Source organism: Chitinophaga costaii, from assembly GCF_900094705.1.
Classification (GTDB): Bacteria; Bacteroidota; Bacteroidia; order Chitinophagales; family Chitinophagaceae; genus Chitinophaga; species Chitinophaga costaii.
The window spans coordinates 259,887-277,433 of sequence record NZ_FMAR01000004.1 but is presented as its reverse complement, the minus strand read 5'-3'; the positions used below and the strand labels follow the sequence as shown (position 1 = coordinate 277,433).

Annotated in this window: 15 protein-coding genes; 8 read left to right on the top strand and 7 right to left on the bottom strand. The window is 46.5% G+C overall.

Annotated features, from left to right (window positions below; all coding sequences use genetic code 11):
- Nucleotides 1–14: 14 nt before the first annotated feature.
- Both fsa and GA0116948_RS08135 read right to left on the bottom strand, forming a co-directional pair.
- Entirely contained in the window at nt 15–668 is a 654-nt protein-coding gene (gene fsa, locus GA0116948_RS08145; protein ID WP_089710919.1) for a fructose-6-phosphate aldolase, read from the bottom strand.
- 292 nt (nt 669–960) lie between these two features.
- Nucleotides 961–2,004, bottom strand: coding sequence for a UDP-glucose--hexose-1-phosphate uridylyltransferase (locus GA0116948_RS08135; RefSeq protein WP_170876076.1), 1,044 nt, complete (start codon nt 2,002–2,004; stop codon nt 961–963).
- Nucleotides 2,005–2,232: 228 nt separating this feature from the next.
- Between GA0116948_RS08135 and GA0116948_RS08130 the strand changes: the two genes are divergently transcribed.
- Complete coding sequence (locus GA0116948_RS08130) at nt 2,233–2,445, top strand: hypothetical protein (protein WP_089710915.1); 213 nt, start codon at nt 2,233–2,235, stop codon at nt 2,443–2,445.
- A 216-nt stretch (nt 2,446–2,661) separates the two neighbouring features.
- Nucleotides 2,662–3,294, top strand: a complete 633-nt coding sequence (locus GA0116948_RS08125; RefSeq protein ID WP_089710913.1) for a response regulator — start codon at nt 2,662–2,664, stop codon at nt 3,292–3,294.
- 150 nt (nt 3,295–3,444) lie between these two features.
- On the opposite strand, the gene GA0116948_RS08120 is transcribed toward GA0116948_RS08125, so the two are convergent.
- Nucleotides 3,445–4,446 carry a sensor histidine kinase gene (locus GA0116948_RS08120; protein ID WP_165798365.1) on the bottom strand — a complete coding sequence of 334 codons (1,002 nt, stop codon included), beginning with the start codon at nt 4,444–4,446 and terminating at the stop codon, nt 3,445–3,447.
- Nucleotides 4,447–5,705: 1,259 nt separating this feature from the next.
- On the opposite strand from GA0116948_RS08120, the gene GA0116948_RS08115 reads away from it, so the two are divergent.
- Nucleotides 5,706–5,867, top strand: a complete 162-nt coding sequence (locus GA0116948_RS08115) for a phosphatidate cytidylyltransferase (protein ID WP_089710909.1) — start codon at nt 5,706–5,708, stop codon at nt 5,865–5,867.
- Nucleotides 5,868–5,936: 69 nt separating this feature from the next.
- Here GA0116948_RS08115 and gpmA read toward each other — a convergent pair whose 3' ends face one another.
- On the bottom strand, nt 5,937–6,683 hold the full coding sequence (gene gpmA, locus GA0116948_RS08110) for a 2,3-diphosphoglycerate-dependent phosphoglycerate mutase (protein WP_089711167.1): 747 nt from the start codon (nt 6,681–6,683) through the stop codon (nt 5,937–5,939).
- 522 nt (nt 6,684–7,205) lie between these two features.
- Between gpmA and fucP the strand changes: the two genes are divergently transcribed.
- The 5 genes from fucP to GA0116948_RS08085 all read left to right on the top strand — a co-directional run bounded on the left by fucP (nt 7,206) and on the right by GA0116948_RS08085 (nt 11,527).
- A complete protein-coding gene (gene fucP, locus GA0116948_RS08105) occupies nt 7,206–8,468 on the top strand; it encodes an L-fucose:H+ symporter permease (protein ID WP_089711165.1) in 1,263 nt (420 codons plus the stop codon).
- 13 nt (nt 8,469–8,481) lie between these two features.
- Nucleotides 8,482–8,811 (top strand): L-rhamnose mutarotase, encoded by a 330-nt coding sequence (locus tag GA0116948_RS08100; RefSeq protein WP_089710907.1) that lies wholly within the window; start codon nt 8,482–8,484, stop codon nt 8,809–8,811.
- An 80-nt stretch (nt 8,812–8,891) separates the two neighbouring features.
- A complete protein-coding gene (locus GA0116948_RS08095; RefSeq protein WP_089710905.1) occupies nt 8,892–9,722 on the top strand; it encodes an amidohydrolase family protein in 831 nt (276 codons plus the stop codon).
- A gap of 16 nt (nt 9,723–9,738) precedes the next feature.
- Nucleotides 9,739–10,527, top strand: coding sequence for an L-fucose dehydrogenase (locus GA0116948_RS08090; RefSeq protein WP_089711163.1), 789 nt, complete (start codon nt 9,739–9,741; stop codon nt 10,525–10,527).
- 124 nt (nt 10,528–10,651) lie between these two features.
- Nucleotides 10,652–11,527: a sugar phosphate isomerase/epimerase family protein gene (locus GA0116948_RS08085; protein WP_089710903.1), complete on the top strand. Its 876-nt coding sequence runs from the start codon at nt 10,652–10,654 to the stop codon at nt 11,525–11,527.
- Between the two features lie 164 nt (nt 11,528–11,691).
- On the opposite strand, the gene GA0116948_RS08080 is transcribed toward GA0116948_RS08085, so the two are convergent.
- The 3 genes from GA0116948_RS08080 to GA0116948_RS08070 all read right to left on the bottom strand — a co-directional run bounded on the left by GA0116948_RS08080 (nt 11,692) and on the right by GA0116948_RS08070 (nt 17,209).
- Complete coding sequence (locus tag GA0116948_RS08080) at nt 11,692–14,529, bottom strand: PAS domain S-box protein (RefSeq protein WP_089710901.1); 2,838 nt, start codon at nt 14,527–14,529, stop codon at nt 11,692–11,694.
- Nucleotides 14,530–14,540: 11 nt separating this feature from the next.
- Nucleotides 14,541–15,881: a sigma-54-dependent transcriptional regulator gene (locus GA0116948_RS08075; RefSeq protein ID WP_240619155.1), complete on the bottom strand. Its 1,341-nt coding sequence runs from the start codon at nt 15,879–15,881 to the stop codon at nt 14,541–14,543.
- 899 nt (nt 15,882–16,780) lie between these two features.
- Nucleotides 16,781–17,209: a response regulator gene (locus GA0116948_RS08070; protein ID WP_165798366.1), complete on the bottom strand. Its 429-nt coding sequence runs from the start codon at nt 17,207–17,209 to the stop codon at nt 16,781–16,783.
- Between the last annotated feature and the right edge of the window lie 338 nt (nt 17,210–17,547).

Below are 17,547 nucleotides of genomic sequence, written 5' to 3'. Positions count from 1 at the left end.
GCGTAAAAAGTATACTACATTTTTTTTGCGTCTTCCAGGAATTTAGCCAGACCAATGTCGGTAAGCGGGTGCTTCAGCAGCGCCAGGATAGCGTCCAGGGGGCAGGTACAAACGTCTGCGCCCAGTTCTGCACATTGGATAATGTGGTTGGCGTTACGGATAGAAGCCGCCAGGATTTCGGTAGTGAAACCTTGCAGGCTGTAGATATTGGCAATCTGGCCAATCAACTGAGTGCCTTCCCAACCACTGTCGTCTATACGGCCAATGAAAGGAGAAACGTAAGTAGCGCCAGCTTTTGCCGCCAGGATAGCCTGACCGGCAGAGAATACCAGCGTACAGTTGGTTTTGATACCGTTGTCGGTGAACCATTTAATGGCTTTAATACCATCCTTGATCATAGGCACCTTCACGATGATGTTCTTATGAATGGCCGCGAGTTTCTTGCCTTCTTCCACGATACTGGCGAAGTCGGTAGAAAGTACCTCAGCGCTGATATCGCCGTTGGGCACGATTTCGCAGATTGTTTTATAATGGTTAATGATGTTTTCCGTTCCCTTGATGCCTTCTTTAGCCATCAGGGAAGGATTGGTAGTTACCCCGTCGAGAATACCCAGGTCCTGGGCTTCCTTAATGTGCGCCAGGTTGGCGGTGTCAATAAAGAATTTCATGTCTGATGTTTTATTATTTGTCCTTTTGTAAAATCCAACATCAAAGAAAGGCATTTATCATGGAAAACGAAAGGATTAAGTAGAAGAAATATAAAAAAGCCACCATTTGATCCTATATATCCCAGGACCGCATGCCGCGCCCACGGCGCTATAACGCCCGCCTGGCGGCGCTGAATACTATCCTGGAAGATAGTAGGGAGCATGGCCGGCGAACGTTGTGTTTTTAATTTTTTTTTGTTAAGGCGGCATGCCGTATTGGCAGCGCCCCCGTTTTGCACGCCAGTTTAGGAGATTATTTTTCCAGGAAATGAACCTCACGCATCACCTGCAACTGGGCGGCAGCCATTTCCGGGGTAATATCGCGCTGGGGGCTGGCCAGCATTTCATAACCTACCATAAACTTCTTCACCGTGGCAGAACGCAGCAGGGGTGGATAAAAATGCATATGCCAGTGCCATCCGGGGTAGGCCCCATCATTTACCGGTGCCTGGTGCATACCGGCAGAATAAGGAAAAGAGGTCTGGAACAGGTTATCGTACCGCGTAGTAAGCCGTTTCAGGATGCTGGCCAGGGCTGCCTGCTCCGCGGGCGTAAACTCCCGGATGTCTGCCACCTGACGGCGGCTGATGATCATTGTTTCATATGGCCATACCGCCCAGAAAGGTACCAGCGCCACAAAATGTTCGTTCTCACAAACGATCCGCTCCTTTTTTTTCTCCTCCAGCGCCAGGTAATCGGCCAGCAGACTACGATGATTTTTTTCATAATAGGCCTGTTGCTGCCGGGTTTCTTTTACCAGCTCCGTAGGCACCTCGCTTTGGGCCCAGATCTGGCCATGTGGGTGTGGATTGCTGCAACCCATGATCTCGCCTTTATTCTCGAAAATCTGGATATAACGAATAGAAGGGTTGGCGGCGAGGTTTACATATTCTTCCTTCCACAGCTGCACCACCTTTTCGATAGCTGCTAATTCCATTTGCGGCAACGTGAGATCGTGGCGGGGAGAAAAACAAATCACCCGGCACTGCCCTTGCTGGCTGTGGGCAATCAGCAACCCATCTTCTTCAAACCGGCCCTCCGGCGTACCGGGAATAAGGGCGGCAAAATCATTGGTAAACGCATAGGGCTCCGTATACACCGGGTTCTCCACCCCTTCCGCGCGGTGATTGCCTGGGCATAGGTAGCAGTCTGCCATATAAGCCGGGCGTTGCAAGCCGGCGGCGGCTTCTACCTTACCCTGCCAGGGACGTTTATTGCGATGAGGAGAAACCAATACCCATTCAGCAGTGAGCAGGTTGTAGCGGGTATGCACGTTTTGCAGTAAATCGGCTGCCATAATAGTGGAATGTTGGATAAGGTTTAAAAGATAGCCCTGAGCCAATGCCCCCGGGCGGTCTCGCAAAAGAACAACATTTTTTATAATAAGCGTACTTTTTACGTCTAAAATTTTATCTATGGCATTGGTTTTTCAAACCCTGTAAGTTCAGTGCTATTATTGCGTAAATAATATGTATATTTTAAGCTGAATATCAACGGTGGCATTGTACTTGAAAACAGTGATTGTATGAATAATATGCGCATTTACCTAACAAATCAGCTACAGTCTACGGATCCATCCAAAGCAACAACAAAACAACCTGCACCATCGCTGCCTGCAGAGGAGGAGATTATTGCAGATGGTTCTGCCGGTGCTTTTGAAGCTACAGAAATAGTTTCGGAAGAAGATCTACATCCCCATCCCACTCACGACGAAAAAATTAGTAAGGATTACTATTGAATGAGTATATTGTTGATCAGGAGGAGAACAGTTGCACAGAATGACTTGTAGTACCATTACTACAAATTGGATTTTTCTATGTATTATAAAACATTACACTGTAAATTGCGGTCTTTATAGCTATTAAGAAAGTGTCCCTGAAAAGCTGCATTTATCAGCATGTAGCTGCCCGTGAGCCCTGATTTGACCCAAATCATTTAAGATAGAAAGACTCCTATGACTAATATTTTAATTGCTGATGACCATACTATAGTGAGGCTCGGTATTACGATCATTATTCGTGATATGCTACCCAAGGTATACATCAGGGATGTCGATAATTTTGATCTGGCGTTAAAGGAGATGGCCAAACGCCATTACGACCTGATCATACTCGATATTAATATTCCGGGTGGCGACAATTTGCAAATGATAGACGTGCTGCGGTTGCGCCAGCCTAAGATTAAGATTCTTATTTTTTCTGCTTATGATGAAGAACTTTACGCCCTCCGCTATTTACAGGCAGGTGCCGATGGTTACCTGGTAAAACATTCTTCTGAACATGAGATCAAAACTGCCCTCCACCAAATACTTAATAACGAAAAATATTTAAGCTCCAACATTCGTCAGCACCTGGTAAATGGTAATGTAAAAACGCGGCCCACGGGCAATCCTCTCCTGGCCCTTTCTAACCGCGAAACGGAAGTGATGCAGCTACTCATTAAAGGCAGCAGTGTAGCCGATATCTCCAAAACACTGCATCTCCAGCTCTCTACCGTAAGCACTTATAAAACCAGGATTTTCGCCAAACTTGAAGTGTCAAATATTATAGAACTAGCTGATACGGTTAGGATGTATAGCAACAACTAAATAATTTTTCATTTTATACCAGATAAATAAACGCCCGCGCAAGTTACCTGCGCGGGCGTTTGCCATTTTGCAACGATTATTCCTGTAAATGTACATGCAGGCATTTTTAAAAGACATCCCCTGTATTTCTGACACGTGGAATTGCTATCGTTATTTGTATGCAACGATCACCTCGGCCACTGTTCCATTTTCATTGCTGCTCATTTTTAGCCGGCCATGAATCTCTGCGAGCAACTCTTTTACAATGATAAGTCCCAGGCCATTTTCCGCCGGATAAGGTGGTGTATCTACGCTTAGTGGTTGGTTCACCCAGTCCATCCAGCCCGCATGCATACCCACCCCGCTGTCTGCAATTTCCAGGCATACCTGGCCGTCTTTTACGGTGGCGGTTATGCGAACCGTGCCGGATTCTGTGAATTTGATAGCGTTATCCATTAAATTATGGAGAATAATAGCGAGCATAGTGCGGTCGTTGCGTAGCGTAAGCGAGTCATCTATGTCATTTTCTATATCAATGTTTTTGGCCGCTGCCATGTTTGTAAAGATGCTGGCCTTTTCTGCCACCAGCGCCCGTAGGGCAATAGGTTCCTGCACATTGTGTTTATTCTGCGCATGCAGTTTTACGTATTGCAGCAAATTGTCCAACAGTTGGTACATACGGTAAGTGGCGTCATAAAAAGCGGCGGCATCGGCTTGTAACCCGCCTGCAGTAGAGGTAATGCGGCTGCTTAGCGCACGGGCAGAAATAAGCAGGTAGTACAGGGGGCTTTTTATATCGTGGAGAATAGCCGTAATCAGGCGTTCTTGCACGCGCATTTGTTGCCTCAACAACGTTTCCAATTGTCCTAACCTTATCACGGAATGCTGCATGGCTTCATATTCCACCTGCATTTTCCGGAGTTCCTGCCGGTCTTTGCGGCGCTTATTCAGCAAGTCCAGGCGTACTAGCCCCAGCACCAGCAGCAGCATAGCCACCAATACAATCCCCCATTGTCCATAAGTCAGTATCAGTAACAGGGGAAAGCCCAGTACGGCTACCTGTACACCAGGTTGATGCGGCAAAGGCCCAACGGAGAAAGCCGTTACCGTAAAGGCCGGGCATTCAATATAATGCCTGCTCGCGGCAGCGGGAGCTCCGCACGGTGTATGCAAGGGCAAAAGCGCAATTAAACACGAAACGATTAAATTCATACCAAATTCCCACAAAAGCAGTACCCCGTATGCACCGGCCCCATCGCGTTTTCCTGCAATAAGCCGGAACAATGGAGCAGCGGTTGATAAAAATATGCAGATAGCACAAGTCAAAGTCGGTTCTGGGATAACATCAGTGCAATCGGGTTAATGAAGAATCTGAGTTGGCAGCAATTTTAAACCAGGAAGACGAATGCTTATGCAATCAAACATTTATTCTTTAATGGACCATGCTACTATACAGAACGTCCTACGTCACGGTTTGCAGCGGCTCCGGAGCTGTATGTAAATCGTAACTGACTGTAAAGTCTATCTGATTATCGGCAGCTTGTATGCACGGCAAAAGTGGTGAAGCACCCGTGATGGAAATGGAGCTGGATGGCATATAAGTAACTGATAAGTAGATCAGGCAAGTCTGGCAGCAGGCATAGTAATTATTTACAAACTTAACAATTTTCACAAAAAACGTGAAATTAATCCATTCGCTCCAATGTGCAGCACATCCGGCTATCAGCCCCGGATTACTTTGCCGGTTAGAATGGAGCCGCAAATTAGCGCTACCTCAAAAAACTATCTGTAGTTTATTTTCTACAGTTGCAAATAAACGTATACACAACTCGTAAAAACCGCCACCATGCTACATTTTAAACTTATACTCCTTATTTGTTATTGTCCGTTAACAATCCTACCGTTTTGCATAAAAACACTGTCAAAAATTTTATTAATTTTCTTCTTTACATCAGCCTAAAAAAATTGTTTTGCCTGCAAGCTGTTGCCTTGCAATTAAATGTTCAGAAAAGAAAAAAGCTAAAACTGGTGGTACAATATTAGGAAGGGAACTGCATTATATTATTTCGATCCAAAGGCATAAATTGGAATAGTTGCACCTAAGCTGCGAAGTGGAGGCAAAATTAAGGGGGCATTTGCTAACAAGTTGTAGTATAATTGCTACAAATAAGCCTGCTTGTTCTGTTTAGTTTTGCATGAACGAACCTGTATAAGCGGTCGAATAATTACTATTGAAAACTTTACCCAGCCAATGACCTGCCATCGATTTTTCCCTATACTGCATTAAACTTATTTTCAATCGCTTTATTAGATATAAGGATAAAATGACGACCGCCTATTCTTGGGCGGTTTTTTTTACCTATAGTCAATGGCACAGGATGTGCTATCTGTTTTCGCAGACTCTACTTATTCACTAACATTAAAACAGCGATATGAAAGCAATCTGTTTTTCTTTATTAGCATTTTCCAGCCTGCTCCTGACCAGTTGTCAAGCCATTGGCGACATTTTTAAAACAGGCGTATGGGTGGGTATATTACTGGTAGCCGTGGTTGTTTTCGTAATTATCTGGCTAATTTCCCGGAGGCGTAGTTAATACGTTCCTCCACACGATAGTGGGCATACCACGCAGTCCTGCAAAGGATTTGTGCGATATGCTCATTTTTTATTTCACTTTACCTTGGGCCGCTACGGCAGCGGTAGCACTGGCAATGTGGGCAGCATCGCCCAGGTAGTATTTACGGAGCGGGCGCAGGTCTTCGCCCATTTCATATACCAGCGGTATGCCCGTGGGAATATTGAGGTCTGCAATGTCGGCATCAGGAATATGATCCAGGAACTTTACCAAGGCACGCAGGCTGTTGCCGTGGGCAGCGATGATAATTTTTTTGCCCGCGCGCACCATGGGTGCTATCTCCGTTTCCCAATACGGCACCACCCTTTTTACCGTGTCCTTGAGCGACTCGTAGCGGGGCAGCAGCGCCGCTGCTATATTTGCATAACGGGGATCTTTTCCGGGAAAACGCGCGTCGCCAGGTTCCAATGCCGGAGGAGGAATATCGTAGCTGCGGCGCCAGATATGCACCTGTTCTTCCCCATATTGGTGGGCCGTTTCGGCTTTGTTGAGCCCCTGTAATGCTCCATAATGGCGCTCATTCAACTTCCAGGACTTCACTACCGGTATCCACAGCTGATCCATTTCATCCAGGCATAGATCCAGCGTTTTAATGGCGCGCTTCAGCACGGAAGTATAGGCCATATCAAATGTATACCCTCCCTGATGAAGCAGACGGCCCGCCTGGCGGGCTTCTTCCTGGCCTTTGGGCGTAAGGTCTACATCTGTCCACCCGGTAAACCGGTTTTCCTGGTTCCAGGTACTTTCTCCGTGGCGTAATAATACAAGTTGGGTCATCTGTTTCATGTTTTAGCACATTCTATATCAATCCTGGCCATCCCGCAATAAAGCTTATTTTTCAACAAATAGGGCGACCTGCTGTTTTTAGTTCATTACCTGTTAAGGGCTGATATTTACGGGAGAACAACCATACAATTTTTCTTAAATTTAAGTAAGTACGGGCATAATTGCCCATTGGATATTTATTATCGGTAATCCTGGAAATGAAAAGCAATAGCCGGTACTTGGCTTCTGCTCGCATTCCCTACACTTCGCGGACACCCTCTCTACCGCTCTGGATGGACCACTCATTATTTATCTCACACCCTATATACCTGCGCAAGGGCAGTAAACATTTCTTCAACCATTCCTACCGGTATTGTTTTCAACTTAACTCTTATAAATTATCTATGAAAAGTGAATATAACATGACCTTTCGTTAAAATCCGTAGTATTCCGTATGGAAAACTATCCTACTTTGTAACTTGATCCACGCTTTATTGCCGGCAAGCCGGAATAATGGTACAAACGCACCTGTTAATGTCGAAACGTCCGCTAGGGGTGGCTGTGATACTGGTCACTGCCCTCTTTTTTTTATGGGGATTTGCATTGAATCTTAACCCCATTCTCATTCCACATTTGAAAAAAGCCTGCCAGCTATCCGATATTCAGTCGTCGCTGATCGATGCTTCTTCTTACCTGGCCTATTTTTTCATGGCCCTGCCAGCGGGCCTTTTCATGAAAAGGTATGGATACAAAAAAGGTATTCTTACCGGGCTACTACTTTTTGCGGCAGGAGCATTGCTATTTTACCCGGCGGCCTCCCTACGCTGGTATGCATTTTTCCTGGCAGCCATTTTTATCATTGCCTGCGGTTGCACCTTCCTGGAATCTGCCGCTAATCCGTATATGACAGAGCTGGGCGAAATGGAACAACCGGGCAAGGGAATACACCTGCTCAACTTCGCCCAATCTTTCAATGGGCTGGCCGCCTGTCTGGCGCCGCTGCTGGGGCGTCAGTTCATACTGTCTGGCACCACCTTTACAGAGGCCCAGCTTAAAGCCATGCCCACAGCAGCTTTACAAAATTATTTGCAACACGAGGCTGGGGCGGTACAAATACCTTACCTGCTCATTGGCTTGGTTGTACTAGGGGTAGCGCTGGTGTGCTGGCGTACCGCATTGCCTGAAGCACATGCGCCCCAGGAAACCAGAAAACTGGACTGGGCAGTGCTGAAACAGCCCAACCTGCGCCTGGGTGTCATTGCCCAATTCTTTTACGTGGGTGCACAGGTAAGCGTAAGCAGCTTCTTCATCCGCTTTGCATGGCATGCCGCGCGGATCAATGAAAAAAATGCGGCCTTACTATTATCATTTTTCCTGCTGGCATTTATGTCAGGGCGTTTCATCGGCACAGTGCTCATGCGTTTTATTGCACCGGCCAGGTTGTTGCTACTATACAGCATCATTAATATTTTATTATTGGTGGTAGCAATTTTTGCGCGGGGTTATGTAGCCGTGTATGCCCTGGGCGGGGTGGAATTTTTCATGTCGGTCATGTATCCTACTATCTTCGCATTAAGCATTCGCGGGCTGGGACACCGTTCTAAGGAAGGTACTTCTTTCCTTGTTATGGCTATTGCAGGAGGAGCCGTATTTCCCGTACTCCTTGGTTATATTTCTGATCTCACCCAAAATATACAATGGGCCTATGCAGTGCCTGCTGTATGTTTCATGGTGGTAAGCTCGTTTGCTATAAAAAATATTGGTGTAAAACAAGTCACGCTTTCTACAGCGCATTAATTATCTTCCCGTCATGAAAAAACACTGTCTGGCTCTGGACCTGATCAACGACCCGCAGGCCATCAACGCCTACGATGCTTGGCACCAAAAAGTTTGGCCCGAAGTGCTGCAAAGCATCCGCGCATCTGGCATTCAGCGCATGGAAATATACCGTACTGGCAACCGTTTGTTTATGATCATGGAAACCACGGACGATTTCTCTTTTGCCCGCAAAGCGGCTGCCGACGCCGCCAACGAGCGGGTGCAGGCCTGGGAAACCCTGATGGAGCAGTACCAGCAGCGCCTGCCCTTTGCCAATGAAGGCGAAAAGTGGAAATTGATGGAAAAAATCTTAGATTATTGACGGTTTCAGCTACCACTTCGCACTAAACAGTGGCGGCTGGTACATAATTCCTTGTATACCATATCAGTACTCCGTTTCGTATGCTAAAAATCGATACGCATCAACATTTCTGGAAATTTGATCCCGTGCGGGATAGCTGGATCACGGCAGATATGGCCGTGATCGGGCATGATTTCCTGCCGGATGCCCTGCGCCCGTTGATGCACCAGCATGGCATCTATGATGGCATTGCCATACAGGCAGACCAATCGCTGTTGGAAAATGATTTTCTGCTGTCGCTGGCTAACAGCTGCGATCATATCCGGGGCATTGTAGGATGGATAGACCCCCGGTCGCCCCGCCTCCACGAACTGCTGGAGCATTACCGGCAGTTCACTTTAATTAAAGGCTTCCGTTATATTTTACAGGGGGAGGAAGACCGCGCCCTCATGTTACAACCCGCATTCAAAAAAGGATTGAAAATACTGGCCCAATATGGCTACATCTTTGAAATAGTGGTGTATCCTGATCAACTGGTGCATATACCCGCGCTGGCCATGGATTTGCCGGAACAACGTTTTATGCTGAACCATCTGGGTAAACCCGCTATCCGCAGCCGGCAACTGGAGCCTTGGCGGCAGTGCCTGGAAAAAATTGCCGCACAGGAAAATGTGTATTGCAAACTTTCCGGGCTGGTTACGGAAGCAGACTGGCTGGAATGGAAACCTGAAGATTTTCGTCCCTACCTGGATGTTGTATGGAAAGTCTTTGGCGCACAGCGCATACTGTTTGGCAGCGACTGGCCGGTGTGTTTATTATCTGGCACGTACGAACAGGTACATAACCTTGCAGCAGATTTTATAAGCCGCTTTTCACTAGCCGAACAAGCAGCTTTCTGGCATGGCAACGCCCAACGTTTTTATCAACTCTGATTTTTTTACCAACCATATGGATCTTCAACTACAACACAAAGTGATCGTCGTTTCCGGAGGCGCTAAAGGCATTGGCAACGGCATTGTAAATGTATTGGCTACGGAAGGCGCTATTCCGGTTATTATTGGCCGCGATAGGCAGGACAACGAAGCAGCTATTGCCCACATCACTTCCCTGGGCGCATCCGGCATTGCTATCACCGCCGAGCTTACCGACCCCACAGCTTGCGAGCAAGCCATCAAAACCGTACTGAACGCCTACGGTCGTATAGACGGACTGGTAAATAATGCCGGGCTGAATGACGGCGTAAGCCTGGAAAATGGCAACTACGAGGGTTTCATTACCTCACTGCACCGCAACGTGGTACATTATTATTTGCTGGCCCATTACGCGCTGCCGGCGTTAAAAATTTCACAGGGTGCCATCGTGAACATCAGTTCAAAAACCGCCGAAACCGGCCAGGGCGGAACATCTGCCTATGCCGCCTCCAATGGGGCGCGCAACGCACTTACACGCGAGTGGGCAGTAGAACTACTCAAATACAACATCCGGGTAAATGCCGTGATTGTAGCCGAATGCTGGACTCCCCAATACGAAAGTTGGATAAAAACCTTGCCAGATCCAGAAGCCAAACTAAACGAGATCACCCAGCGCATTCCATTGCAACACCGAATGACTACGATCGAAGAAATTGCCAACACCACTGTATTCCTGCTGTCTGCAAAATCCAGCCATACCACGGGCCAACTCATTCATGTAGATGGCGGCTATGTACACCTAGACCGCTCCCTGGCCAATGCCTGATGGAATGTTTTCAAAAAATACCGGATGGGTGCTGTATTTTATTGCCAGCGGTTGAATATTTATATGTTAAAACTCATTTTGTTTCGTATTTTGGTAGCGACACGATTATTTAAAATTTCACCTTATGACTACACGCCGTGATTTTCTCCGCAGCACTACCCTTCTTTCTGCGGCTGCACTACTCGCCCCCCGTTTAATGGCAAATGCCGCTAGTACCAAAACCTTGATCGGCCTTCAACTTTACACGTTACGGGACGACGCGATAAAAGATATTAAAGGTACCATTGCCGCCATTCAACAAGCAGGATACACTAACCTGGAACTTTTTGGGTACAATAAGCGCCTGTATTTTGGCCTGAGTGTAAAAGACTTTAGCGCGCTGCTGAAAGCTCATCAGTTAAAGACCACCAGCGCCCATTATGGGCTGCACGATTTCCTGTCTACCGGCAATGAAGAAGAGTTGAAATACGTGATCGAAGACGCAAAAATACTGGGCCATGATTTCGTAACCATTCCTTATCTACAGGATTCCCTGCGCACTACTGCCGACAACTTCAAGCAACTGGCAGATCGCTTTAACAAGGCCGGCCAGTTGGTCAATGCAGCCGGGATGAAACTGGCTTATCATAATCACAATTTCGAGTTCACCGATTATAATGGCACCACCGGTTACGAGATCCTGCTCAGTAACACCGATCCCAAACTGGTGCATTTTGAAATGGATATTTATTGGGTGGTATATGCGGGTATTAAGCCCCTGGACCTATTTAAGCAACATCCTGGCCGTTTTCCCATGTGGCATATTAAAGACATGCGCCTGGAACCACAAAAAGAATCCTGCGAGGTAGGCAAAGGTGTGATCGACTTTAAAGATATTTTTAAATACAAAAAAGAGGCTGGGTTTGAAAATTTCTTTGTGGAACAGGAGGCCTACACCGCCGCTCCACCAAAAGATGCAATCATTACCAGCATTAACTATATCAAAAAAAACCTGGTGTAATAGCTGGTTTTTTTATCAAACATAATCGCCCGCGTTACAGTAACGTGGGCGATTGTATTTAACAGGTATTGTACTGTGATCAGGTATCAAATACACTGTTATCCCACTTGGAGCCAGCCTGGCTACTATTTGGTTACGGAACCATGTATTTTACAATAGCAAGGCTATTGCAAAATCGTTTCCTGCCCCATTTTCGTCATCACTTCCTGCAGGGTTTCATTGAGCAGGGCGGTGCGTGTGGCCACGTCTTCCTGCCATACTTCCCGGCTTTCCAGGTCTTCGATCAGGGTGTAGAGTTTGATAATAGAAAGATTGTGTATGCTGGGACGCATTTTGTGCACCACGCTTTTAATCGTTGACAGGTCTTTGGCCAGGATAGCCTTTTCCAAATCGCGGATATAAGGAGGCGTAATATCCATGAATACACTGATCATACGTTTAATGAAAGCGGTATTATTGCCGGCCATTTTCTGAAGACCGGCCAGGGAATATAAAGGGCTGTTGTTGTGTGCGGCCATGGCGGGTTCCAGGGCATTTACCCGCTGGTTGCCAACTTTACCAAGCAGGCGCAGGATGGTGGAAATAAGTTCCTCTTCATTGACCGGCTTTACCAGCCATTCGTTCATCCCGGCTTGCAGGCATTTTTCGCGTTCTCCTTGCAATGCATTGGCAGTGAGGGCAATGATTGGAATTTGCAGCCGCAGGTCTTTACGAATATGTTTGGCAGCATCGTAGCCATTCATCACCGGCATCTGTATATCCATCAGCACTACATCCACATCATTGCCCAGCAGTACGTTCAGGGCCTGCCGCCCGTCTGTTGCTTCTAGTACGGTGGCACCATGATTTCGTAGCAGGGAGCCAGCCACCAGGCGGTTAAATTCGTTATCTTCTACCACCAGCACCCGCACCCGTTTCAGTTCGTCTGCTGGTTTGCTAAACACTGCTTCTTTCGGTGCAGGGGCTTCACCGGTTTTAAATGTCAGATCGAAGTACACCGTGGTACCTTTATGCTTTTCACTTTCAATGCTTATCTGCCCGCCCATTAGCCCTATCAGCTGCCGGGTGATAGCCAGCCCCAGCCCGGTGCCGCCATACTCCCGCGTTCCGGTGCCATCTTCCTGGGAGAAACTTTGAAAAACGCGGTCCAGGTAATCTTTAGAAATGCCGATGCCAGTATCTTTCACTTCAAAAAACAGCCGTACTCCGTCATCCAGCAATGTTGTGCGTATGGAAACCTTTACCCAACCGAGGTCGGTAAATTTTACGGCATTGTTTACCAGGTTTAACAATATTTGGTTCAGCCGGTAAGGATCTCCCTTCAGGAATTGCGGGGTTTGATCGGTTAGTTTTACTTCCAGCAGCAGATTTTTTTCTTTCAAATGTGGCTGCATGGTAGCTTGCATCTGGTACACCAGTTCAAAAAGGTCGAAATTTACTTCCTTGAGTTGCAGCTTGCCAGCTTCCATTTTGGAAAAGTCCAGGATATCGTTAATGATGACCAGTAAGTTTTCTGCCGATCGGTGTATTACTTTCAGGTAGCCCTCCTGCTGCTCATTCAGCGGCGTTTGTTGCATGAGCTCTGACATACCGAGAATGCCGTTCATGGGGGTGCGGATCTCATGACTCATGTTAGCAAAAAATATTTCCTTGGCTTTGGATGATTCCTCGGCTTTAAGATTTGCTTCGCGCAATTCCACTTCCAGTTTTTTCTGTGCGGTAATGTCCAGGTGAATATTAATAGCGCCTGTTTGCACGTGCTTATCATCGTATAGTGGCGCACCACTGATCAGCAGCCATTTCACATGGCCACGCCGGTCGCGGGTGCGGATTTCGTAGGCATCGGAAACACCTTTTTTACGCAGCACATTTTTTTCGCGCATGAGTGATACGTTTTCGCCCCGCAGCAATATACTATACACTGAGCGGCCTATCAGATCATCCAGGGTATAACCGGTAATGTCGCAGAAGCGCTGATTGGCATAAAGAATATTTTCCTGATTGTCTGTTTCCAGTAATCCCAGGTTCATATTCTCTATAATATTACGGTACTTCTCCTCGCTGGATTTCAGTTTTTCCCCGGCCCTTACCTGCTCCGTTACATCGCGAAAGCGCCACAGGGTACCTAGGAAATGCTGGCCTTCATTAATTAGGATATAATCGCGTTCCAGGATACGCTGGTCATTGAGCAGCAATATTTCATTGAGTACCGTTTCCTGGTGCTGTACCAAGTTGTCGATACCTGGCAGGAAGGCCGTTGGATCGTTGAATTTATTCGCCAAGGCGCGCCAAACTATTTTGGTGGCGCGTTGCAACAGGAACTGGGCATCGCGATGAATGCCAAACAAGTGGCAGAAAGTATCATTTACCAGTTGGGTATTGCCCTGTTGGTCTTCCAGCAATATAGCTTCGTGCAGGTTAGATAATACGGAAAACAGCCGGTTGGAATCTTGTTCCAGCTTACGTTGCATTTGTTCAACCCAGCGCCTGCTGGCCACTTTTTCGGTCACATCTTCAGATATGGAGAGATAGTGCAATACGGCTCCCTGCTCATCCCGTACTGGCTGGGCCGTTGTTTTAACCCAATAAGGTTCACCGTTTTTCTTGCAACCTTCGTATTCGCCTTCATATTCCAAGGAGGTGGCCATTTGGTGCGCCATATAATCTAGCGCCTTTACTGAAATCCTGTCTTTATGAGATGATAATAATTCCAATGGATTTTGGCCTAGCACTTCCTCCAGAGTATATCCGGTAAATTCAAGAAAACTGGGGCTCATCCATATAATGCGATTGTCCAGCCCCTTTATCATGATGAGGTGTTTGGCTTGCTCCATCATCATGGCTAGCATGGCTGTATTGGGCGTAAGGGGCAACATACCTGCTGGCAGCACTGTGGCCACGTGCTGTTGAGCCGCCAGTTGTTGCCGCAAAGCTTCTAGTTCAGCTTCGACCTTGCGGATATTGAGCTGCAAAGCCGTGATTTTTTCTCCTTCGCTTCCCATATTGTAGCGGTTTATTCGATTTCTCCTTTTTGCATCATTTTGTAAATGGTAGACCGGCCAATATCCAGTTTCTCGGCCACCAGCACTACATTGTCGTGGTACCTGGTAAGATAATTTTTAATGATCAACCGGGTATATTCCCGCAACGTCATTTCTTTTCCTTCCAGGGGATCGCGGGATACGTCGCTCATAAACGTGATGTCGGCGGCTTCTATCTGTTGCTGATCCGACATCACCGCAGCCAGTTCTACCGCAGCTTTTAGCTCGCGCACATTACCTGGGAAAGGGTATTGCAGCAGTTTCCGGCGGGCATCGGTGGAGAGTTTGTATTCGGGAAGTTTGTTCTCTTTGCTGTAGGCTTTGAGAAAATAGTGGGCTAGCAACAATATGTCTTCCCGCCGGTCGCGCAGCGGGGGCAGCATGATGGGCAGTCCTGCAATCCGGTAGTAAAGATCTTCCCGGAGGTTTCCTTTACGCACTTCTTCTGCCAGGTTTTTATGCGTGGCTACCACCAGGCGAAAATCCAGTTTCACGCGGATGTTGCCGCCTAAGCGGTGTAGTTCTTTTTCCTGTAGTACCCGCAGCAATTTGCTTTGAATGCCCAGGTCCATCTCCCCTATTTCATCCAGGAAAAGCGTACCGCCATTGGCATCTTCAAACTTACCGGTTTTGCGCTGCTGTGCGCCGGTGAAGGCACCTTTTTCGTAGCCAAACAATTCGCTTTCCACCAGTTCTTTGGGTATAGCGGCCATGTTTACGGCCACAAAAGCTTGTTGCGACCGGGCGGAGTGATAATGCACTGCTTTGGCCACCAATTCTTTGCCAGTACCCGTTTCACCAGTAATGGACACATTGATGGTAGATGCCGCCGCTTTGTCTATCAGGCGAAATACCTGTTTAATAGCGGCACTGCTACCGATGATGGTATTGGCATAATCGTATTTTGTTTTAAGTTCCGCCTTCAACTCGCTGATCTCTTCTTTCAGCGAAAGATTTTCGCGGATGCGGATAATGGATTTCCATAACAGATCCTTGGTATGATCATCTTTCACCAGGTAATCGTCTACCCCCAGTTTCAGCAGGCTCACGGCGGTGGTAACCTTGTCTTGCGCGCTAATTACGATCACCGGCAGGTTGGGCTGCTGGGCTTTTATTTTTTTGAAAAGCTCTTCGCCATTAAGGTCGGGCAGGGAAAAATCGATGGTCACCAGGTCGGGTTTATGTTGTAACTGCAACAAGCATTCTTTACCTGTTTTCAGTAAGGTTACTTCATAATCCGGATTAAGTCCCAAATGATATTGCAGTATCTCGCCATACCAGGGATCGTCTTCTACAATGAAAATCTTGAACAAAAGCAGGCGTTTTAGGAGAATGTTCTAAAGGGTCTTTGAAGATAAGCAATTTTGATGCAAGAAACAGGAGAAGGCCGAGGTAAATTTGCAGTATCCGTGCTAAGGGAAACAATGTCTGTAAAACGAAAAAGCCGGGGGAAATCCCCCAGCTCGCCTACATAAACGGAAACCATGCTAAAAAAAATAATCTCTTGATGCCTTTCGAAATGGTTATCAGCAACTGGCAATGCATTACCGGTGAATAAATTGCGAAGAAGATTTGCTTTCCAGGTCTTAACAGTTGCTTTCCCCCAGGCTGCCCCCTCCGCAAATCATACCAGGTGATTGTTTAGGTTTAGATAAAAAATCAGATAAAGGATAAAATAAAAACCGCTTGTTACAAAGAATAGTTCCGGGTTATTCGTTCTTCTCCTGCGCACTATCTCCCCCGGAACCAACTCCATGTAACCTCATTCATCAAACATTCCATACAACTTTTGCAAGCGCTATGAATAAAAGGGTTGTATCATTCTTCACCCCATCGTTTTCACCAACCCTTTCTTCATCTTTCAGTCACTTCGTCTAATAATGGATTTTTCATAGGCAATCGAGAAACGATTCATTAGCATTGTTTTCCACGTCATTCATCTTTGGGTTTTTCCAGGTATAGGTATATAATCATTTAGTAATATTTTAAGTACCCGCATAAATTGGTAGTACACTTTTATTTTTTCTTAAACAGAAATAGATAGTAAAAATGTCCCAACCAGCATCGCCGCTACTTCATGTTGTGGGTGTATAGCAGCCGGCGATGCAATGGCACCAGTTCATACGCACGGGACAACTATTTTTTTTACGGGCAGCGCCCATGAATGCTAACACTTAAAAAAAATGTTTGGTGTGGCTATCCATTCAAATAGTTAAATCAGGAAAAAGCGGGAGGGCTTCGGATGTATCCGTATCAGGTAATCCTGCACGGTGAATATCCGGTTCATTACCTCCAAGATCTTGGGCATTAGGGCTGCTTCTTTGGTGATATAATCGAAGGCACCACCCTTCACAGCTTCTATTCCCATTTTTTTATCATACCTGCCACTGATAAATACCACATATATATTGGGATCGTATCGTTTAATTTTTTCCAATATCTCCAAACCTGTTAAGACACCGGGCTGATGGTCCAATAATATAATATCAGGTTCTTCCTTTAGCATTTCCAATACCGCTTCCCCGGAAGAAAAACCCATGATATTTTTATATCCTTGGGCATCTAAAAAAGCAGTGTACATCGTAAGGCTGAATGAATCATCGTCTACCAGGAAAATCTTACGTTTAAACTTGTCGACCATACATCCCTTATTTGATGGGTATAAAGCGAACCGAGTGCCAATTGGCACAGACCGCATAAAACCCGCTACCAGCAAAGGTTTCATGAAATGCTTATCGACTGGAGTAGGTCTACTATCTGGAAATCCGTCCAGATTCTGGAAAAAATTGGAATGCCCGGGTCCTGCTGATCTAGCCGAAGTTATTACTACGGCAGTGTCTGCCACAACAAGGCAACGATTGGGTATGTGCTGAACATTATTATTTCAATTCATATTTAAGCGGTTAACGAACAGTAAGGCAGCAAACAGTAATAAAAAAGCCCTGAAGCATTGGCGTTATTTAACGATGCGAGTATTAT